We start from the raw sequence: 13,993 nt of genomic DNA, 5'->3' as shown, positions 1-13,993 counted from the left end.
TCGGACCTCGCCCCCACCACCCCAGGAAGCAGGACAGCACCATGCGAAACAAGATCCTCCTCATCGGCGCCATCGCCTTCGTCGCCTACGTCGTGGGCAGTCGGGCAGCGACCGTGCAGGTGAACAAGGGCGAGTCCGTGCGGCACCAGCTGGTGCGCATGTGGAACGACCCGAAGGCGAAGAAGGAACGCGCCAAGGCGGCCAAGAAGGCGGCGAAGGCGGCCGAGAAGGCACTCGACAAGGTCCGCCGCTGACACCCCTCCACAGACTTATCGTCGGTCGCGACACGCAACGGCGATAAGACGTCGGGAATCCTCCCGCCGTCACGATCACCCTCACGAAAGGAGCTCCTCATGGGACTCGATGACAAGATCAAGAACGCCGCTCAGGACATCGCCGGCAAGGCGAAGGAAGCGATCGGCAACGCGACCGACAACGACAAGCTCGCCGCCGAAGGCAAGGCCGACCAGGTCAATGCCGACGCGAAGAAGGCCGGCGAGAACGTCAAGGACGCATTCAAGAAGTAAGACCCCCGGCGCGGGCGGATGGAGCGATGTCACGCTCCATCCGCCCGTTGCTGTGCGCGGCGAGGATGCCGTGAGACGATGCCGGGGATGGATGCTGCCGCTGATGACGAGCTTCGCGAGCTACGGGCTCGCGCCTACGGTCCGCGTGCTGACATCGCGAGCGACCCGTCCGCGGTCCGCCGACTCGAGGAGCTCGAATCCTCGCGCAGCGCGGCGTCGACCGGGGGCGCGGCGGCATCCCAGGCCGCTGGCTCAGCGCCCGTTCTGGACTCCGTTGCCGACTCGGAGCGCGCCGAGCTGCGGGTGGTGCATCCCTCGGCCGATGCATCGCGCGAGAGCGGTGACCTGCTCGACCGACTGGACGACGAGTCCACGTGGGACGAGCCGGTCGCGCCCGCGGCGTCGCACGAGGTGACCGGGTGGCCGGGGCGCCTGGCGAGGTGGCGAGCACCGCTGTGGGTGGCCTCCGTGGCGGCGTCGGCCGCGCTCGCGGCGTCGATCGCCTACGCCTTCGCCGTGGTACCGCCCGTGTCGTCGTCTGCGGGTGCGCCGCAGATCGAGACGCTCGAGCTCACGAGATCCGGAATGATCGCGCCGGGGTGGTTCGGCGCGGAGAAGGATGCGGCATCGGCCGAGTTCTCCGGCCTGACGGTCTTCCTGACGCCCGGGTGGTACGCCGACTCGGGAGAGCGTTCCTCGGAGAACGTCTGTCTCAATGTCGTCAGGGACGACCAGCTGCCCGATGTGCGTGACTTCACCGAGACGTCCTGGAGTTTCGAGGGCCAACGGTACGCGGCGTGCGGCGTGGGTGCATTCCCGCCGACCGTCGCGGTGCCGTTCGACTCCGAGACCCCCGACGAGCTCGCCGAGCGCTTCCCGTCAGGCGTGGCGCTGCAATTCGTGCTCGACGGCGGCCGTGTCGGAGTCTTCCTCGACAGCGGCGAGGAGTAGATCCCGACGCACCGTCAGTGTGCGGCGGTGTCAGCCTCTCGACGGGCATCCGGGGCGGTCGGGAAAGCGGGGATCACGCTCCGGAGATACGCCCGCAGCACCCGGTCGATGTCCGTGTTGTCGCGGTTATAGAGCCATTGGATCTGCAGCCCGTCCATCAATGCGAGATAGGTCGACGCAAGGGTGTCGGAGTCCTCGTCCGACCTGAGTTCCCCGTCGCCGCGCACCTCGTCGAACGCGCGGGCGAGATACTGCCGGAGGCGGTCGTACTGCAGGCGATGATGCTCGTGCGCCGGATGCTCGGTCGCCGTGGCATCCGCGCGCAGCAGGCTGTACAGCTGGATGAGGCCTGGGCGGTCGGCGTTCTGGGTCGAGACTTCGAGCACGGCGGCCAGTGAGTCGATCCCTCGGGTGTCGCGGATGCGCTCGGCGTCCTCGTCCTGGCGCTGGTCCAGCACTTCGGTGAGAAGCTCCTCCTTGCTTCGGAAGTGGTGTCCGAGACCGCGGCGGCTGATGCCGGCACGGTCCGCGATGTCATTGAGAGAGGTGGCGAAGTAGCCGACCTGTGCGAAGCCCTGCATCCCCGCCTCGAGGATCCGCTGACGCACGGCTGCGCTCTTCGCGTAGGGGCCGCGGCCCCCGTGTGTGGCGTCGTTCGTCATGTCTTCTCCTGACCGCTCCGGTCCTCTCGACGACGTCCCGGGCACCTTCGAGAGTACTTCGAATGAAATTACCCATCTGTGGCGTATTTCGTGCTATCTTCATGAAAACCGCCATGCCTGGGTATTTTGGCGGACGTCAAGGAGGATGCTGTGCTGTCAGAGTCGATCGCAAGAGACGATGTCGAGAGTCGTGAGGACCGGCGAGCGTCGACGGGTCGCTTCCTCTTCACCGACGGCTGGGCATATCGCAGCAAAGTGACCGCCTTCCAGGAGCTCGGCGGCAGCTCGGCATCCGAATGGACTTCGGTGCACCTCCCGCATGACGCGCTCATCGCGCAGGAGCGCCGCGCTGACGCGCCGCGAGGAGAGACCAGCGGGTACTTTCCCGGTGGAGCGTTCGAGTATCGGAGGACGCTCGAGGTTGCTGCCGAGCTCGCTGGCCGTCTGATGCAGCTCGAGTTCGACGGCGTGTACCGCGATGCAGCCGTCTACGTGAACGGTCACCTCGCCGGACAGCGGGCGTTCGGCTACTCCCGTTTCTCGGTGCGGATCGACCCGTTCCTGGTCTTCGGGGCCGAGAACGAGATCCGAGTGGAGTGTCGTACCCACCTCGACAGTCGCTGGTATGCAGGAGCGGGCATCTACCGTGATGTGCATCTCGTCGTGAAGGACGCAGTGCACATCGTGCGTGACGAGTTGAGAGTGAGCACGCCGAGTGTCGACACCGACAGCGCTGTGGTCGAGATCGCCGCCGTCGTGGAGAACAGCGGTGCGTTGACGCGGACGTACCGCCTCGAGGTCGACGTCGTCGGGACATCGGGCGAGATCGCCGCAGCGGGAAGCTCTCCCGTGACTCTGCTGCCCGGCAGTCGCGCGACCGTTCGGCGGCGGCTGTTCCTCGAGGATCCGGCGCTGTGGAGCGTCGACGCGCCGAACCTCCACGACGTGCTGATCACGTTGCGCGACCCCGTGGACGAGCGCGTGGTCGACGAGGAGAACGCGGTCGTCGGCATCCGATCACTGCAGCTGGATCCCCGCCATGGCCTCCGCATCAACGGCGAGGTCGTGAAGCTGCGCGGCGCCTGCATCCATCTCGACAACGGCCCGCTCGGCGCGGTGTCGATGCGCGCCGCGGAGGAACGGAAGATCGCCCGCCTGAAAGAGGCGGGGTTCAACGCGATCCGCAGCTCGCACTGCCCGATGAGCACCGCGCTGCTCGAAGCCTGCGACCGACTCGGGATGCTGGTGATGGATGAGACGTTCGACGTCTGGACATCGGCCAAGAGCGACTACGACTACTCGTTCGACTTCCCCGAGTGGTGGGAGCGCGACATCGAGGCGTTGGTTGCGAAGGACTTCAACCACCCGAGCGTGATCTTCTATTCGATCGGCAACGAGATCCCTGAGACCGGAACGCCGATCGGCTCGACCTGGGGTCGCCGACTCGCGGAGAAGGTGCGGTCGCTGGACTCGACGAGATTCGTGACCAACGGCATCAATCCGTTCGTGGCGATGCTCGACACGATCGTGCCGCAGATGAAGGCGCGTCGCGAGGCGAGTGCGCCTGACACGGCGGGCGGGGTCAACACGATGATGGCGGGGTTCGGCCAGATGATGGGTCATATCCAGTCTTCCGATGCGGCGACCGAGCGCACGGAGGAGTCGTTCGCGGTGCTCGACGCTGCGGGCATGAACTACTCCGACGCCAGATACGTCCAAGACCGCGAGCGCTTCCCTGACCGGATCATCGTGGGCACCGAGACGTGGCCCAGTTCGATCGCCGGCAATTGGGAGCTCGTACAGGCCGACCCGCGAGTCATCGGGGACTTCACCTGGACCGGCTGGGACTACCTGGGCGAGACGGGTCTCGGCACCGTCCGGTACCTGCCTTCCGCCGAGGCGGGCGACACCGCCCCGACATCGGGCTTCTCGGGGGGATTTCCCGAACTCACGGCCTGGTGTGGCGACATCGACATCATCGGCACGCGGCGTCCGGTTTCCTACTTCCGCGAGACGGTCTTCGGCCTGCGGTCTGAACCGTATATCGCCGTCGAACGACCCGCCGTCCACGGTGTCCCGGTCGCGGTGGCAACGCCCTGGTCGTGGACCGATTCGCTGAACAGCTGGTCCTGGGCCGGATTCGAGGGGCGCCCGGTGCAGGTCGAGGTGTACAGCGACGCAGACGAGATCGAGCTCCTGCTCGACGGGGCCGTGATCGGCCGCAGTCGGGTGGGAGACCCCGCGCCGTTTCGTGCCGCCTTCACGACGACGTACAACCCGGGAACGCTCGAAGCGGTCGCGTATACCGACGGAGTCGAGACGGGAAGAAGCATGCTTCGCAGCGCGTCGAGCGATCTGCGGCTCTCGGTCGAGGTCGAGCGTGCTGTGCTCCGCCACGACGGCACCGATCTCGGCTTCATCGAGGTGGCACTCACGGATGCGACCGGAACGGTGCACGCCGCCCGCGATCAGGCCGTGACGGTCACCGTCGAGGGCGCGGCCGTGCTGCAGGCTCTCGGCAGCGGCGCACCGGCAACCCGGGAGACCTTCTCGGCCGACACGCATGACACCTTCGACGGGCGCGCACTCGCCATCATCCGTCCGATCGGCACCGGAGACATCACAGTCACTGTCTCGTCCGAGTTCGCGAATCCAGTGAGCGTCGCCCTGACGGCATCCTGACCGACCCCGCACCTTCACCAGACACCCGCACACACGCCACGCACGCCAGACAAAGGAGTCACCATGAGCACCGACGACCACACCGCACCGGGGACCACCCCTGTGACCGCAGGAGTCAGCGACCCGCTGCTGAACGCAGCGACCGTCCCCGAGGAGCCGGTCTTCACCGAGACAGGCACCCTCATCGTGCGCGAGAGGGTGAGCAGAGCCTTCATCGCCCTCCTCGCACTCGGCCTGTTCGGCACCTACCTCGCATTCGTCACCCCGATCGCCATCTCGCTCGCTCTGCGGGTCAACGTCCTCGCGCCCGAAAACCCGGAGTACCTCGGTCTGCTGCTCGGCATCGGCTCGCTCGCCGCGCTGCTGGTCGGGCCGCTGGGTGGGCAGCTGAGCGACCGCACAAGATCACGCTTCGGGCGCCGCCGTCCCTGGCTCATCGGCGGTGTACTGCTCGGACTCGTCGGTCTCACCGTGATGGCTCTCGGCCCGAACGTCCTCGTGCTGGGTCTCGGGTGGATCATCGCCCAGATCGGTCTGGGCCAGGCCGCCAACCTCTTCACGACGATTCAAGCCGACAAGCTGCCCGAGTCGCAGCGAGGACGCGTCGCCGCGATCACCGGGTTCGTGACGATGGTCGCGCCTGTGGTCGGTGCGGTGGTCGGCGGTCGATTCGCCACTCAGCCGTTCCTCCTCTTCCTCGTCCCCGGTGCCGTCGCGCTCGTCTTCGTCTTCGTCTTCGTGCTGTTCTACAAGGACGCCGACAGTCGTTCGCTGACCTTCGACGGACCCCTCTCGGTGAAGGGCGTGCTCTCGGGGTACGTCTTCAACCCGAAGCGCTACCCCGACTTCGCCTGGAACTGGTTGGGCCGCTTCCTGTTCTTCTTCGGGCTCACGCTCAACACGACCTACACGGCTTACTTCTTCGCACAGCGCCTGGACATTCCCGTCATCGAGATCGGCGACACCGTCGCGACCGTCGGCCTGATCGGCATCCTGGGCACCATCGTGGGAGTCTTCGCCGGTGGGTTCCTGTCTGACAGGCTTCGTCGTCGTAAGCCGTTCGTCCTGGGCTCCGCGATCCTGTTCGGGATCGGAGCCATCGTCATGGTCCTCGCGCCCGACTTCACGCTGCTCATCATCGGCTCGCTGCTGACGAACCTGAGCATCGGGGTCTTCTCGGCGGTGGATCAGGCGCTGTTCCTCGACGTGCTTCCCGAAAGGGACACCGAAGCGGGTCGCTTCGTCAACATCACGCAGTTCGCCACCACCATCCCCCAGGCGCTGGCGCCACTCGTCGCGTCCGGTGTCCTGACGCTGATCGCCACGGAGGGAGGACCGAACTATTCGGTGCTCTATGTGGCTGCAGCCGTGCTCGTCGTGATCGGTGGATTCGTCATCCTCCGCGTCAAGTCCGTCCGCTGAATCGCTATACGCACGAAGGATCTCCGAGATGACCGACACCTCCTCCGCGTTCCTCTGGGGTGCGGCGACTGCGCCGCACCAGGTCGAGGGCAACAACGTCAACAGCGACTGGTGGCTCTATGAGCAGCTGATGCCGCACTTCGGCCTGAGCGGCGACGCGGTCGACAGCTATCACCGGTATGAAGAAGACATGCGGCTGTTGGCGGATGCCGGTCTCACCGCCTACCGCTTCGGCATCGAATGGTCGAGGGTCGAACCGATCGCGGGAGAGTACTCACGAGCGGCGCTGGCACATTACCGCCGCATGATCGACACCGCACAAGGGCTCGGTCTCACGCCCGTCGTCACCCTTCACCACTTCACGAGTCCGCGCTGGTTCGTCGAAGAGGGCGGGTGGCTGGGGGACACCGCCATCGACCGGTTCGCGGCCTATGTGACCCGGGTCGTGGAGATCCTCGACGGCGTCGACTGGGTGTGCACGATCAACGAGCCCAACATGCTCGCCCTGATGGTGCTGATGTCGCGATCGATCAACCCGGACGCCGTACCGTCGTTCATCACCCCCACGGTGCAGCCGGGCGAAGGGTTCGTGCTTCCCCGTCCGTCTCTCCACGTCGGTGAACGGCTCGTCGAGGCTCACCTCGCTGCGCGCGCCGTGCTGAAGGAGCGCACCAGCGCCCGGGTCGGATGGACGCTGGCGAATCTCAATCTGTGGGCGAAGCCCGAGAACGAGGTGTACCTCGAGGCCGAGCGTCACGCACGGGAGGATCTCTATCTCCGAGCGGCGCGCGACGATGACTTCATCGGTGTGCAGGCCTACTCGACGCAGGAGATCGATGCGCAGGGATTCGTGGCGGCGGAGCCGGGACCGGAGAACACGCTGGTCGGAACCTACTACCGTCCGGATGCTCTCGAATCGGCCGTGCGGCACGCCTGGGAAGTGACCGGCGGCGTGCCGATTCTCGTGACCGAGAACGGGCTGGCTACGGCCGACGACGATCGTCGAATCGCATACACGACGGAGGCGCTCCGCGGACTGGCCACCGCGATCGATGACGGTATCGATGTGCGCGGTTATCTGCACTGGTCTCTGCTCGACAACTTCGAATGGGGCCACTGGGAGCCGACGTTCGGTCTCATCTCCGTCGATCGAGAGACTTTCGCGCGCACACCGAAACCGAGTCTGGCGTGGTTGGGCGACGTCGCCGCGAGCGATGGGGGCGCGATCGGCATCGGTTTCCCTCGGGCGCGCCTGGCGGAGGGAGCGCGCTGATGGGCGTCGCGATCAACCGGCGCGAGGTCGTGAGCCGTCACGACGTCACCGTCAGCACACCCGACCCCGAGCTCGTTCTCACGGTCGGCAACGGCGACTTCGCCTACACCGCCGACATCACGGGCATGCAGACGTTCACGGCGTTCCACGATCAGTCCCTGGCGGTCAGGGAGGGCCGAGTCGCGGTCAACACGGCGACGATGAGCTCCTGGGGATGGCACGAGATGCCCAACCCCGAGGGTTTCGTCCTCGACGACGCGATGTCCGAGCACCTCAGCCGCCGAGGAGCTGTGCGTTACCCCGACCGCCACGACATGGAAGGTGCGATGCGCGGCCAGGTCGCTGACGAGAACCGGGCCGGCGCTTGGTTGAACGCGAACCCGCAGCGGCTGGATCTCGGTCGCATCGGCTTCGCGTTCGACGACCCGGCAACGGGCCCTGATGCACTGCGGGACACGCGGCAGACGCTCGACCTGTGGTCGGGGGTCATCCGCTCGGCATTCGTCTTCGACGGGCAACCCGTATCCGTTCAGACGGTGTCGGCCCCCGACGAGTCGCTCGTGGCCTTCCGCATCCACTCTCCGCTGATGGGCGACGGACGGCTGAGGGTCGCGCTGCGTTTCCCCTACGCACATCCGGGGTTCTTCCAGACCTCCGACTGGTCCTCGCCGGAACGCCACGAGTCCGCCCTCGAGTCGACTGATCTCGGTGCCCGGATCATCCGCACCCTCGATGACACGGCCTATGGGGTCGAACTCGGTTTCACCGGTGGCAGCATCAGTCGGATCGCAGCTCATGCGTTCGAGCTGCGATCCGACGGCGACGATCTCGACCTCATCGTCCGCTTCACCGAGGAGAGCGCCCGAGAACTGCCCACCTTCGACGAGGTGGCCTCGGCCTCGGCGCTCTCGTGGGAGCGCTTCTGGAACTCGGGCGCCGCGGTCGACTTCGCCGGAACGGACGATGCTCGCGCTGCAGAACTCGAACGCCGGATCGTGCTCTCGCAGTACCTCACAGCCGTGAACTCCGCTGGAGTGATGCCGCCGTCGGAGACCGGACTCATCACCAACTCCTGGTCGGGCAAGTCACATCTGGAGATGCACTTCTGGCACGCCGCGCACTTCGCGACCTGGGGTCGCCCCGTGCTGCTCGAACGCAGCCTCGGGTGGTATCGCGCTATCGCCGACCGGGCGCGGGCGACTGCCGACGGGCAGGGCTATCCGGGGATCCGTTGGCCCAAGCAGGTCGGCCCGGAGGGGAGGGAGAGCCCCGACCCGATCGGCTCTTTCCTCGTCTGGCAGCAGCCGCACGTGCTCTACCTGCTGGAGCTCGTGTGGAGAGCGTCGGACGCGGTGAAGCGCGCCGCGCTGATCGACGAGTTCGGCGATCTCGTCGTGGGCACTGCGGAGTTCATGGCCGCTTTCGCAGAAGAGCGTGGCGGCCGTTTCCACCTGCTCGCGCCGCTCATGCCGGCGCAGGAGTTCTATGACGTGACCACCACCGAAGATCCCACGTACGAGCTCGCGTACTGGTGGTGGGGGCTGGAGATCGCCCAGCGGTGGCGCGAGCGTGCGGGTGAACCTCGACGAGAGGACTGGTCCGCCGTGCAGAACGGACTGACAACGCCTCATGTCGAGAACGGGCGCTACACGGCCATCGCCACCGCGCCGTACCTTCGTCGCGACGATCATCCGTCGTTGCTGGCCGCGTTCGGAGTGCTGCCATCGACGCCTGTGATCGACCCGAGCATCATGCGCGCGACGCTCGACGACGTCCTGCGCACATGGGAGTGGCCGTCGGCGTGGGGGTGGGACTTCCCGGTGCTCGCCATGACCGCCTCCCGGCTCGGATCTGCCGACGTCGCCATCGACGCGCTGATGCGCGACGAGGTGAAGAACCGATTCACCGTGGTCGGGCACAACAGTCAGATGGGTTCGATCCTCCCGATCTACCTGCCAGGCAACGGCTCGCTTCTCGCCGCCGTCTCGATGCTCGCCACGCACGGGTTCCCACCGACGTGGACCGTCGCCACCGAAGGCTTCTCTCCATGGCCGTGAATGACAGCATCCGTCCCGGTGAGGTCTGGCTCGATACGACGGGTGCGCTGATCCAGGCCCACGGCGGTTCGGTGCTCGACGGGAACGGCACGTTCTACTGACACGGCGAGACCAACGCCCTTAGGCGCTCGCGCCCGCACCCACCGGCGTGCCCACCCGCGGCACCGCGGCATATCCCGGGCGCATGAACCACGACGGCAGCGCTCGCCGCAGGTCGCTCGGGCCGGTCGCGGTGGCGTCTTCGGCGAGCAGCAGCGTCGTCCATTCGATGTCCCCGCGCCAGAACCGGGTCAGCGCTCGGAGCGTGCAGCGCACTTCGACCGACACGTCGTACCCGGGGTCGGCGTCGCACACGTCGGCCTCGCCGTCGTGGATCACCAGCCACCACCGGCGCTGCGCCGGACTCGCGTCCGTGAAGTGCAGTGCGATCACCGTGCGCGCATCGGGGACGGTGTCGTGATCGACGTTGCGGTGCATATCCCACAGCAGCAGCTTGGGGTCGAGGTCGGCGTCTCCGAGCTCGCCGATCCAGCGCACCCCCCACGCCGAGAGCTGTTCGACGACCGGACGCAATTCGGCACCCGCGACGGTGAGCACGTAGCGGACGTCAGCACCCTGGGCGATCCGCTCGATGAGGCCGGCACGCTGCAGCTGGTCGAGTCGATGGGACAGCAGCGTCGGCGACATGCGGGGGAGGCCGCGGCGCAGCTCGTTGAAGTGCTCGGTGCCGAGCAGAAGCTCACGCAGCAGGAGCATCGTCCACCGCTCGTCCAGCAGCTCCATCGCCTTGGCGACGGGGCAGAACTGATAGTAGGGGGCGCCCACGGACCTCACGATAGACCCGGTACAGATCGGATACTAGAGCGGTCTGCGCGGGGTTCGTAGCGTGAGGATCACAAGGCAGAGGAGCCCACCATGAACACCACCACCACCGACCTCCAGGCCGACGCCGACCGCGCGCTGAAGGCGAAGCACAGAGTCGTCTGGGCGCTCGGCGACTATTCGGCCGTCGCGCGCGAAGTGATCCCCGAACTCGGTCGCGTGCTCGTCGCCGAGAGCCGCATCGGGCCGGGCGATCGCGTGCTCGACGTCGCCGCCGGCACCGGCAACGCGTCGATCGAAGCTGCGCGCACCGGCGCATCCGTGGTCGCGAGCGACCTCACGCCCGAGCTGCTCGAGATCGGCAGGCAGGATGCTGCACGGCAAGGCGTCGAGCTCGCCTTCGAGGAGGCGGATGCCGAGGCGCTGCCCTATGCGGACGACTCTTTCGATGCCGTGCTCTCGTGCGTCGGCGTCATGTTCGCGCCGCATCACGAGGTCGCGGCCGGCGAGCTGACGCGGGTGGTGCGCCCCGATGGACGGCTGGCGTTGATCAACTGGACGCCCGAGGGGTTCGTCGGACAGTTGTTCGCCACGCTCAAGAAGTTCGTCCCCGCGCCGCCTGCCGGTGTGCAGCCGCCGCCGCTCTGGGGTGACGAGGAGCACGTGCGCGCCCTCCTCGGAGACCGTGTGGCCGAGCTGTCGACGCAGCGTCGGCAGCTGTCGGTCGACAGGTTCGCGTCGGGTGCGGAGTTCCGGGACTTCTTCCGGGACTTCTACGGCCCGACCGCGGCGGCGTACCGAGGCATCGGCGACGACCAACAGCGGCGCGCAGAGCTGGATGATGCGCTCGCCGACCTCGGCGATCGTCACCTCGAGGACGGTCGGATGCCGTGGGAGTACCTGCTCGTGACGGCCCGCGTCGTCTAGAGCGGCGCCGTCGGGGCGTTCGACGCACGAAGGGGCCGACCGGGCATCGCCGGTCGGCCCCTCTCTGTGCGGTCGTCAGCTGATCGCGGCGCGCAGCTCGGCGGCGGCGTCTCCGACGTTCTCGGCGCTGTAGATCGCGCTGCCCGCGACGGCGACCTGCGCCCCGGATGCCTGGACGGCGGCGATGCTCGAGGCGTTGACGCCGCCCGCGACGGAGAAGGCGACGCCGGATGCGGTGCCGTCGGTGAGCAGGCTGTCGAGCGAGTAGCCGTCCTGCGCCTGCTCGTCGAGACCCGCGTGCATCTCGACGAACTCGGCACCGAGGCCGATGACCTGCTGCGCGCGGGCGGGCTTGTCGGCGACGCCGATCAGATCCACGACGATGCCCTTGCCGTGCTTCTTCGCGGCCTTCACCGCGCCGGTGATCGTGCTGTCGTCGGCCACGCCGAGCACCGTCACGAGATCCGCACCCGCGCCGAAGGCGATGTCGGCCTCGAGTTCACCGGCATCCATGGTCTTGAGGTCGGCGAAGATCACCTTGTCGGGGTGGGCGCTCTTCAGGGCGGTGATCGCCGAGAGGCCTTCGCTCTTGATCAGCGGGGTGCCGAGCTCGAGGATGTCGACATGCGCGGCCGCGGCGGCGGCGAGCTCGAGGGCCTTCTCGGTGCTGAGCGTGTCGATGGCGAACTGCAGTTTCATGGGTGTTCCGTTCGTTCTGCGGGGTGGATGGTGGGGCGGCAGCCGCTCATTCGAGGTTCGCGTGGCGCGGCCAGAGGTCGTCGGCGCTGGTGCCCTGGCGCTGCCAGAGAGCGTGGAAGAGCCCGTCGCCGATGACGACGACCGCCTGCTCGAACAGGCTCGCCGCGTACTGGTGCGAGGCGTCGGCCGTGCGGTCCAGCTTCTGGGCGGCAGGCACCCGCACGACGACGTCGGCGAGCTCTGACAGGGGCGACGTCGCTGCGGTCGTGAGCGCGCCGATGCGCGCCCCGACCGACGAGGCGCGCTGCGCGGCTCGCACGATCGATTCCGTCGTTCCCGACCCGCTCGCCGTCAGCAGCAGGTCGTCGGCCTCGATTGCCGGAGTGGTGGTGTCGCCCACCACATGCACGTCGAGTCCCAGGTGCATGAGGCGCATCGCGGTCATTCGCAGGGCGAGCCCTGAGCGGCCGGCTCCGAGCACGAAGACGCGCCGGGCATCGACGACGAGGTCTGCCAGATCGATGAGCTGATGCGCGTTCGCGACGCTCGTGCGCTCCGCGACGCGGAGCAGCTCGTTGGCGATGAGGGAGATGGCGGCGCCGGGCGACATCGTGGCGGTGAGAGGCATGTCTCCACTCTTGCGATCGCGCGACCTTCGGGCGCTCCCGCCTCGGGACCGTTCCACCTACCCGAAGGGAGAGGGGCGAATAGAGTAGGTGATCATGAGCATCGAAGAGCATGCTGGGCCGGCGGGATCACGCCGACTGGCCGCAGACCACGCGCTCGCCCTCGCCGAGCAGCGGGACCGCTACGCCCTCACCCTCGAATCCCTGCTCGCGACGCTGCGCTCGCAGCGGCTCGACGACCGGGCGGCACGCACGATCGCGGTCGATGTCGCGGCCGGTGCACTGGTCGGACTGCGGACGCACAACGATGAGCAGGGAGCAGGACTCGAGCCGGTGACGGGCGCCTTCGAGCGTCTGCGCGGCGATCTGCGCCCGCTCGTGCGATACAGCGAACTCGACGTGCAGTTCGTCGAGCCCCCGGCCAACGGTCGCGCGCTCCCCGGGGTGATCGCCCACTCTGCGCGCTCGATCGTGAGAAGCACCGTGCTGGCGATCGTCGACCGCGGAGAGACGCGACGCGTGCGCATCCAATGGGACTGCGACGGATTGAACCTGCTGATCGCGATCCGCGACGACGGCCGAGGAGACCTGACGACGCACGACGACGCACTTCGCCCGATCGCCGAGCAGGTCTCTGCACTGTCAGGCGACCTGTCGGTGGCCTCGACACCCGGATGGGGGTCGGAGGTCGGCATCCGCCTTCCTCTCGATCCACCGGCCGAGCCGGGCGATCTGCCGGATGCGATCGACGCCAGCCCGCGAGAGCGCGATGTGCTGCGACTGGTGTCGGCGGGGCGCCGCAACCGCGAGATAGCCGAGACGCTGAACGTGAGCGAGAACACGGTGAAGTTCCACGTGTCGAACCTGCTGCGCAAGTCCGGCGTCGCGTCGCGCGTCGAACTGGCCGCCATCGCCCGCGGCTGACCACCCCTTCGAGTGGGGCTGTGCCTGCTCGGAAGGATAGGTGGGGAAGTCGTCGGTCCGATGCCTCTTGACTCGGGCGCTCAGCGCTCTACCCTGGCAGGCATGTGCCGCAACATCGTTCCTCTGAACAACCTCGCCCCGCCGGCCACCGATGACGAATGCCATGAGGCCGCGGTGCAGTTCGTGCGCAAGATCTCGGGTGCGAACGCCCCCTCCCGCGCCAACAGGGAGGTGTTCGACCGTGCTGTCGCTGAGATCGAGAAGTCGGTGCGACATCTGCTCGATGACCTCGTCACGACCGCACCTCCGAAGGACCGCGACGAGCAGCGCGAGAAGCGACAGGCTCGCTCAGCCGAGCGGTACGAGGCGATCCGGGTCTTCCAAGAGGCCAAGCGCGCGGCGAAGGCGGCGGCGGACTGAG

Annotated in this window: 14 protein-coding genes; 10 read left to right on the top strand and 4 right to left on the bottom strand. The window is 67.5% G+C overall.

The window, feature by feature from the left end:
* Positions 1–41: 41 nt before the first annotated feature.
* The 3 genes from SOM10_RS06825 to SOM10_RS06815 all read left to right on the top strand — a co-directional run bounded on the left by SOM10_RS06825 (position 42) and on the right by SOM10_RS06815 (position 1,478).
* Positions 42–254 carry a hypothetical protein gene (locus tag SOM10_RS06825; RefSeq protein ID WP_053098096.1) on the top strand — a complete coding sequence of 71 codons (213 nt, stop codon included), beginning with the start codon at positions 42–44 and terminating at the stop codon, positions 252–254.
* A 99-nt stretch (positions 255–353) separates the two neighbouring features.
* A complete protein-coding gene (locus SOM10_RS06820; protein WP_320489105.1) occupies positions 354–527 on the top strand; it encodes a CsbD family protein in 174 nt (57 codons plus the stop codon).
* An 87-nt stretch (positions 528–614) separates the two neighbouring features.
* Positions 615–1,478 (top strand): hypothetical protein, encoded by an 864-nt coding sequence (locus SOM10_RS06815; RefSeq protein ID WP_320489103.1) that lies wholly within the window; start codon positions 615–617, stop codon positions 1,476–1,478.
* Positions 1,479–1,492: 14 nt separating this feature from the next.
* Here SOM10_RS06815 and SOM10_RS06810 read toward each other — a convergent pair whose 3' ends face one another.
* A complete protein-coding gene (locus SOM10_RS06810; RefSeq protein ID WP_053098093.1) occupies positions 1,493–2,140 on the bottom strand; it encodes a TetR/AcrR family transcriptional regulator in 648 nt (215 codons plus the stop codon).
* Positions 2,141–2,290: 150 nt separating this feature from the next.
* Between SOM10_RS06810 and SOM10_RS06805 the strand changes: the two genes are divergently transcribed.
* The 4 genes from SOM10_RS06805 (at position 2,291) to SOM10_RS06790 (ending at position 9,574) form a co-directional block, all read left to right on the top strand.
* Positions 2,291–4,822, top strand: a complete 2,532-nt coding sequence (locus SOM10_RS06805) for a glycoside hydrolase family 2 TIM barrel-domain containing protein (protein WP_320489101.1) — start codon at positions 2,291–2,293, stop codon at positions 4,820–4,822.
* Positions 4,823–4,885: 63 nt separating this feature from the next.
* The gene (locus SOM10_RS06800) at positions 4,886–6,244 is read left to right on the top strand and encodes an MFS transporter (RefSeq protein ID WP_320489099.1); all 1,359 of its coding nucleotides are present in this window, start codon (positions 4,886–4,888) and stop codon (positions 6,242–6,244) included.
* Positions 6,245–6,272: 28 nt separating this feature from the next.
* Positions 6,273–7,517 carry a glycoside hydrolase family 1 protein gene (locus SOM10_RS06795; protein ID WP_320489098.1) on the top strand — a complete coding sequence of 415 codons (1,245 nt, stop codon included), beginning with the start codon at positions 6,273–6,275 and terminating at the stop codon, positions 7,515–7,517.
* A complete protein-coding gene (locus tag SOM10_RS06790; RefSeq protein ID WP_320489097.1) occupies positions 7,517–9,574 on the top strand; it encodes a hypothetical protein in 2,058 nt (685 codons plus the stop codon). The genes SOM10_RS06795 and SOM10_RS06790 overlap by 1 nt, the downstream gene beginning before the upstream one ends.
* Before the next feature lie 120 nt (positions 9,575–9,694).
* On the opposite strand, the gene SOM10_RS06785 is transcribed toward SOM10_RS06790, so the two are convergent.
* A complete protein-coding gene (locus SOM10_RS06785; protein WP_320489096.1) occupies positions 9,695–10,399 on the bottom strand; it encodes a helix-turn-helix domain-containing protein in 705 nt (234 codons plus the stop codon).
* Positions 10,400–10,489: 90 nt separating this feature from the next.
* On the opposite strand from SOM10_RS06785, the gene SOM10_RS06780 reads away from it, so the two are divergent.
* Positions 10,490–11,323, top strand: coding sequence for a class I SAM-dependent methyltransferase (locus SOM10_RS06780; RefSeq protein WP_320489095.1), 834 nt, complete (start codon positions 10,490–10,492; stop codon positions 11,321–11,323).
* Between the two features lie 75 nt (positions 11,324–11,398).
* Here the strand turns inward: SOM10_RS06780 and hxlA are convergent, their stop codons facing one another.
* Positions 11,399–12,022, bottom strand: coding sequence for a 3-hexulose-6-phosphate synthase (gene hxlA, locus SOM10_RS06775; RefSeq protein WP_053098088.1), 624 nt, complete (start codon positions 12,020–12,022; stop codon positions 11,399–11,401).
* A gap of 46 nt (positions 12,023–12,068) precedes the next feature.
* Positions 12,069–12,650: a 6-phospho-3-hexuloisomerase gene (hxlB, locus tag SOM10_RS06770; protein WP_053098087.1), complete on the bottom strand. Its 582-nt coding sequence runs from the start codon at positions 12,648–12,650 to the stop codon at positions 12,069–12,071.
* 94 nt (positions 12,651–12,744) lie between these two features.
* Here hxlB and SOM10_RS06765 point away from each other — a divergent pair, with 94 nt between their 5' ends.
* Together SOM10_RS06765 and SOM10_RS06760 are read left to right on the top strand one after the other, a co-directional pair.
* Positions 12,745–13,572: a helix-turn-helix transcriptional regulator gene (locus SOM10_RS06765; protein WP_320489092.1), complete on the top strand. Its 828-nt coding sequence runs from the start codon at positions 12,745–12,747 to the stop codon at positions 13,570–13,572.
* Positions 13,573–13,674: 102 nt separating this feature from the next.
* On the top strand, positions 13,675–13,992 hold the full coding sequence (locus SOM10_RS06760) for a DUF2277 domain-containing protein (RefSeq protein WP_053098085.1): 318 nt from the start codon (positions 13,675–13,677) through the stop codon (positions 13,990–13,992).
* The last annotated feature ends 1 nt before the right edge of the window (position 13,993 follow it).

The organism is Microbacterium sp. CFBP9023 (genome assembly GCF_034045055.1).
In the GTDB taxonomy this organism is placed as follows: Bacteria; Actinomycetota; Actinomycetes; order Actinomycetales; family Microbacteriaceae; genus Microbacterium.
This window is presented reverse-complemented; position numbering and strand designations above follow the sequence as displayed.

Excerpts from the sequence above, each read along its gene's own strand:
- SOM10_RS06825 (WP_053098096.1), top strand. The coding sequence starts at position 42 with ATGCGAAACAAGATCCTCCTCATCGGCGCCATCGCCTTCGTCGCCTAC.
- SOM10_RS06820 (WP_320489105.1), top strand. The coding sequence starts at position 354 with ATGGGACTCGATGACAAGATCAAGAACGCCGCTCAGGACATCGCCGGC.
- SOM10_RS06815 (WP_320489103.1), top strand. The coding sequence starts at position 615 with ATGGATGCTGCCGCTGATGACGAGCTTCGCGAGCTACGGGCTCGCGCC.
- SOM10_RS06810 (WP_053098093.1), bottom strand. The coding sequence starts at position 2,140 with ATGACGAACGACGCCACACACGGGGGCCGCGGCCCCTACGCGAAGAGC.
- SOM10_RS06800 (WP_320489099.1), top strand. The coding sequence starts at position 4,886 with ATGAGCACCGACGACCACACCGCACCGGGGACCACCCCTGTGACCGCA.
- SOM10_RS06795 (WP_320489098.1), top strand. The coding sequence starts at position 6,273 with ATGACCGACACCTCCTCCGCGTTCCTCTGGGGTGCGGCGACTGCGCCG.
- SOM10_RS06790 (WP_320489097.1), top strand. The coding sequence starts at position 7,517 with ATGGGCGTCGCGATCAACCGGCGCGAGGTCGTGAGCCGTCACGACGTC.
- SOM10_RS06780 (WP_320489095.1), top strand. The coding sequence starts at position 10,490 with ATGAACACCACCACCACCGACCTCCAGGCCGACGCCGACCGCGCGCTG.
- hxlA (WP_053098088.1), bottom strand. The coding sequence starts at position 12,022 with ATGAAACTGCAGTTCGCCATCGACACGCTCAGCACCGAGAAGGCCCTC.
- hxlB (WP_053098087.1), bottom strand. The coding sequence starts at position 12,650 with ATGCCTCTCACCGCCACGATGTCGCCCGGCGCCGCCATCTCCCTCATC.
- SOM10_RS06765 (WP_320489092.1), top strand. The coding sequence starts at position 12,745 with ATGAGCATCGAAGAGCATGCTGGGCCGGCGGGATCACGCCGACTGGCC.
- SOM10_RS06760 (WP_053098085.1), top strand. The coding sequence starts at position 13,675 with ATGTGCCGCAACATCGTTCCTCTGAACAACCTCGCCCCGCCGGCCACC.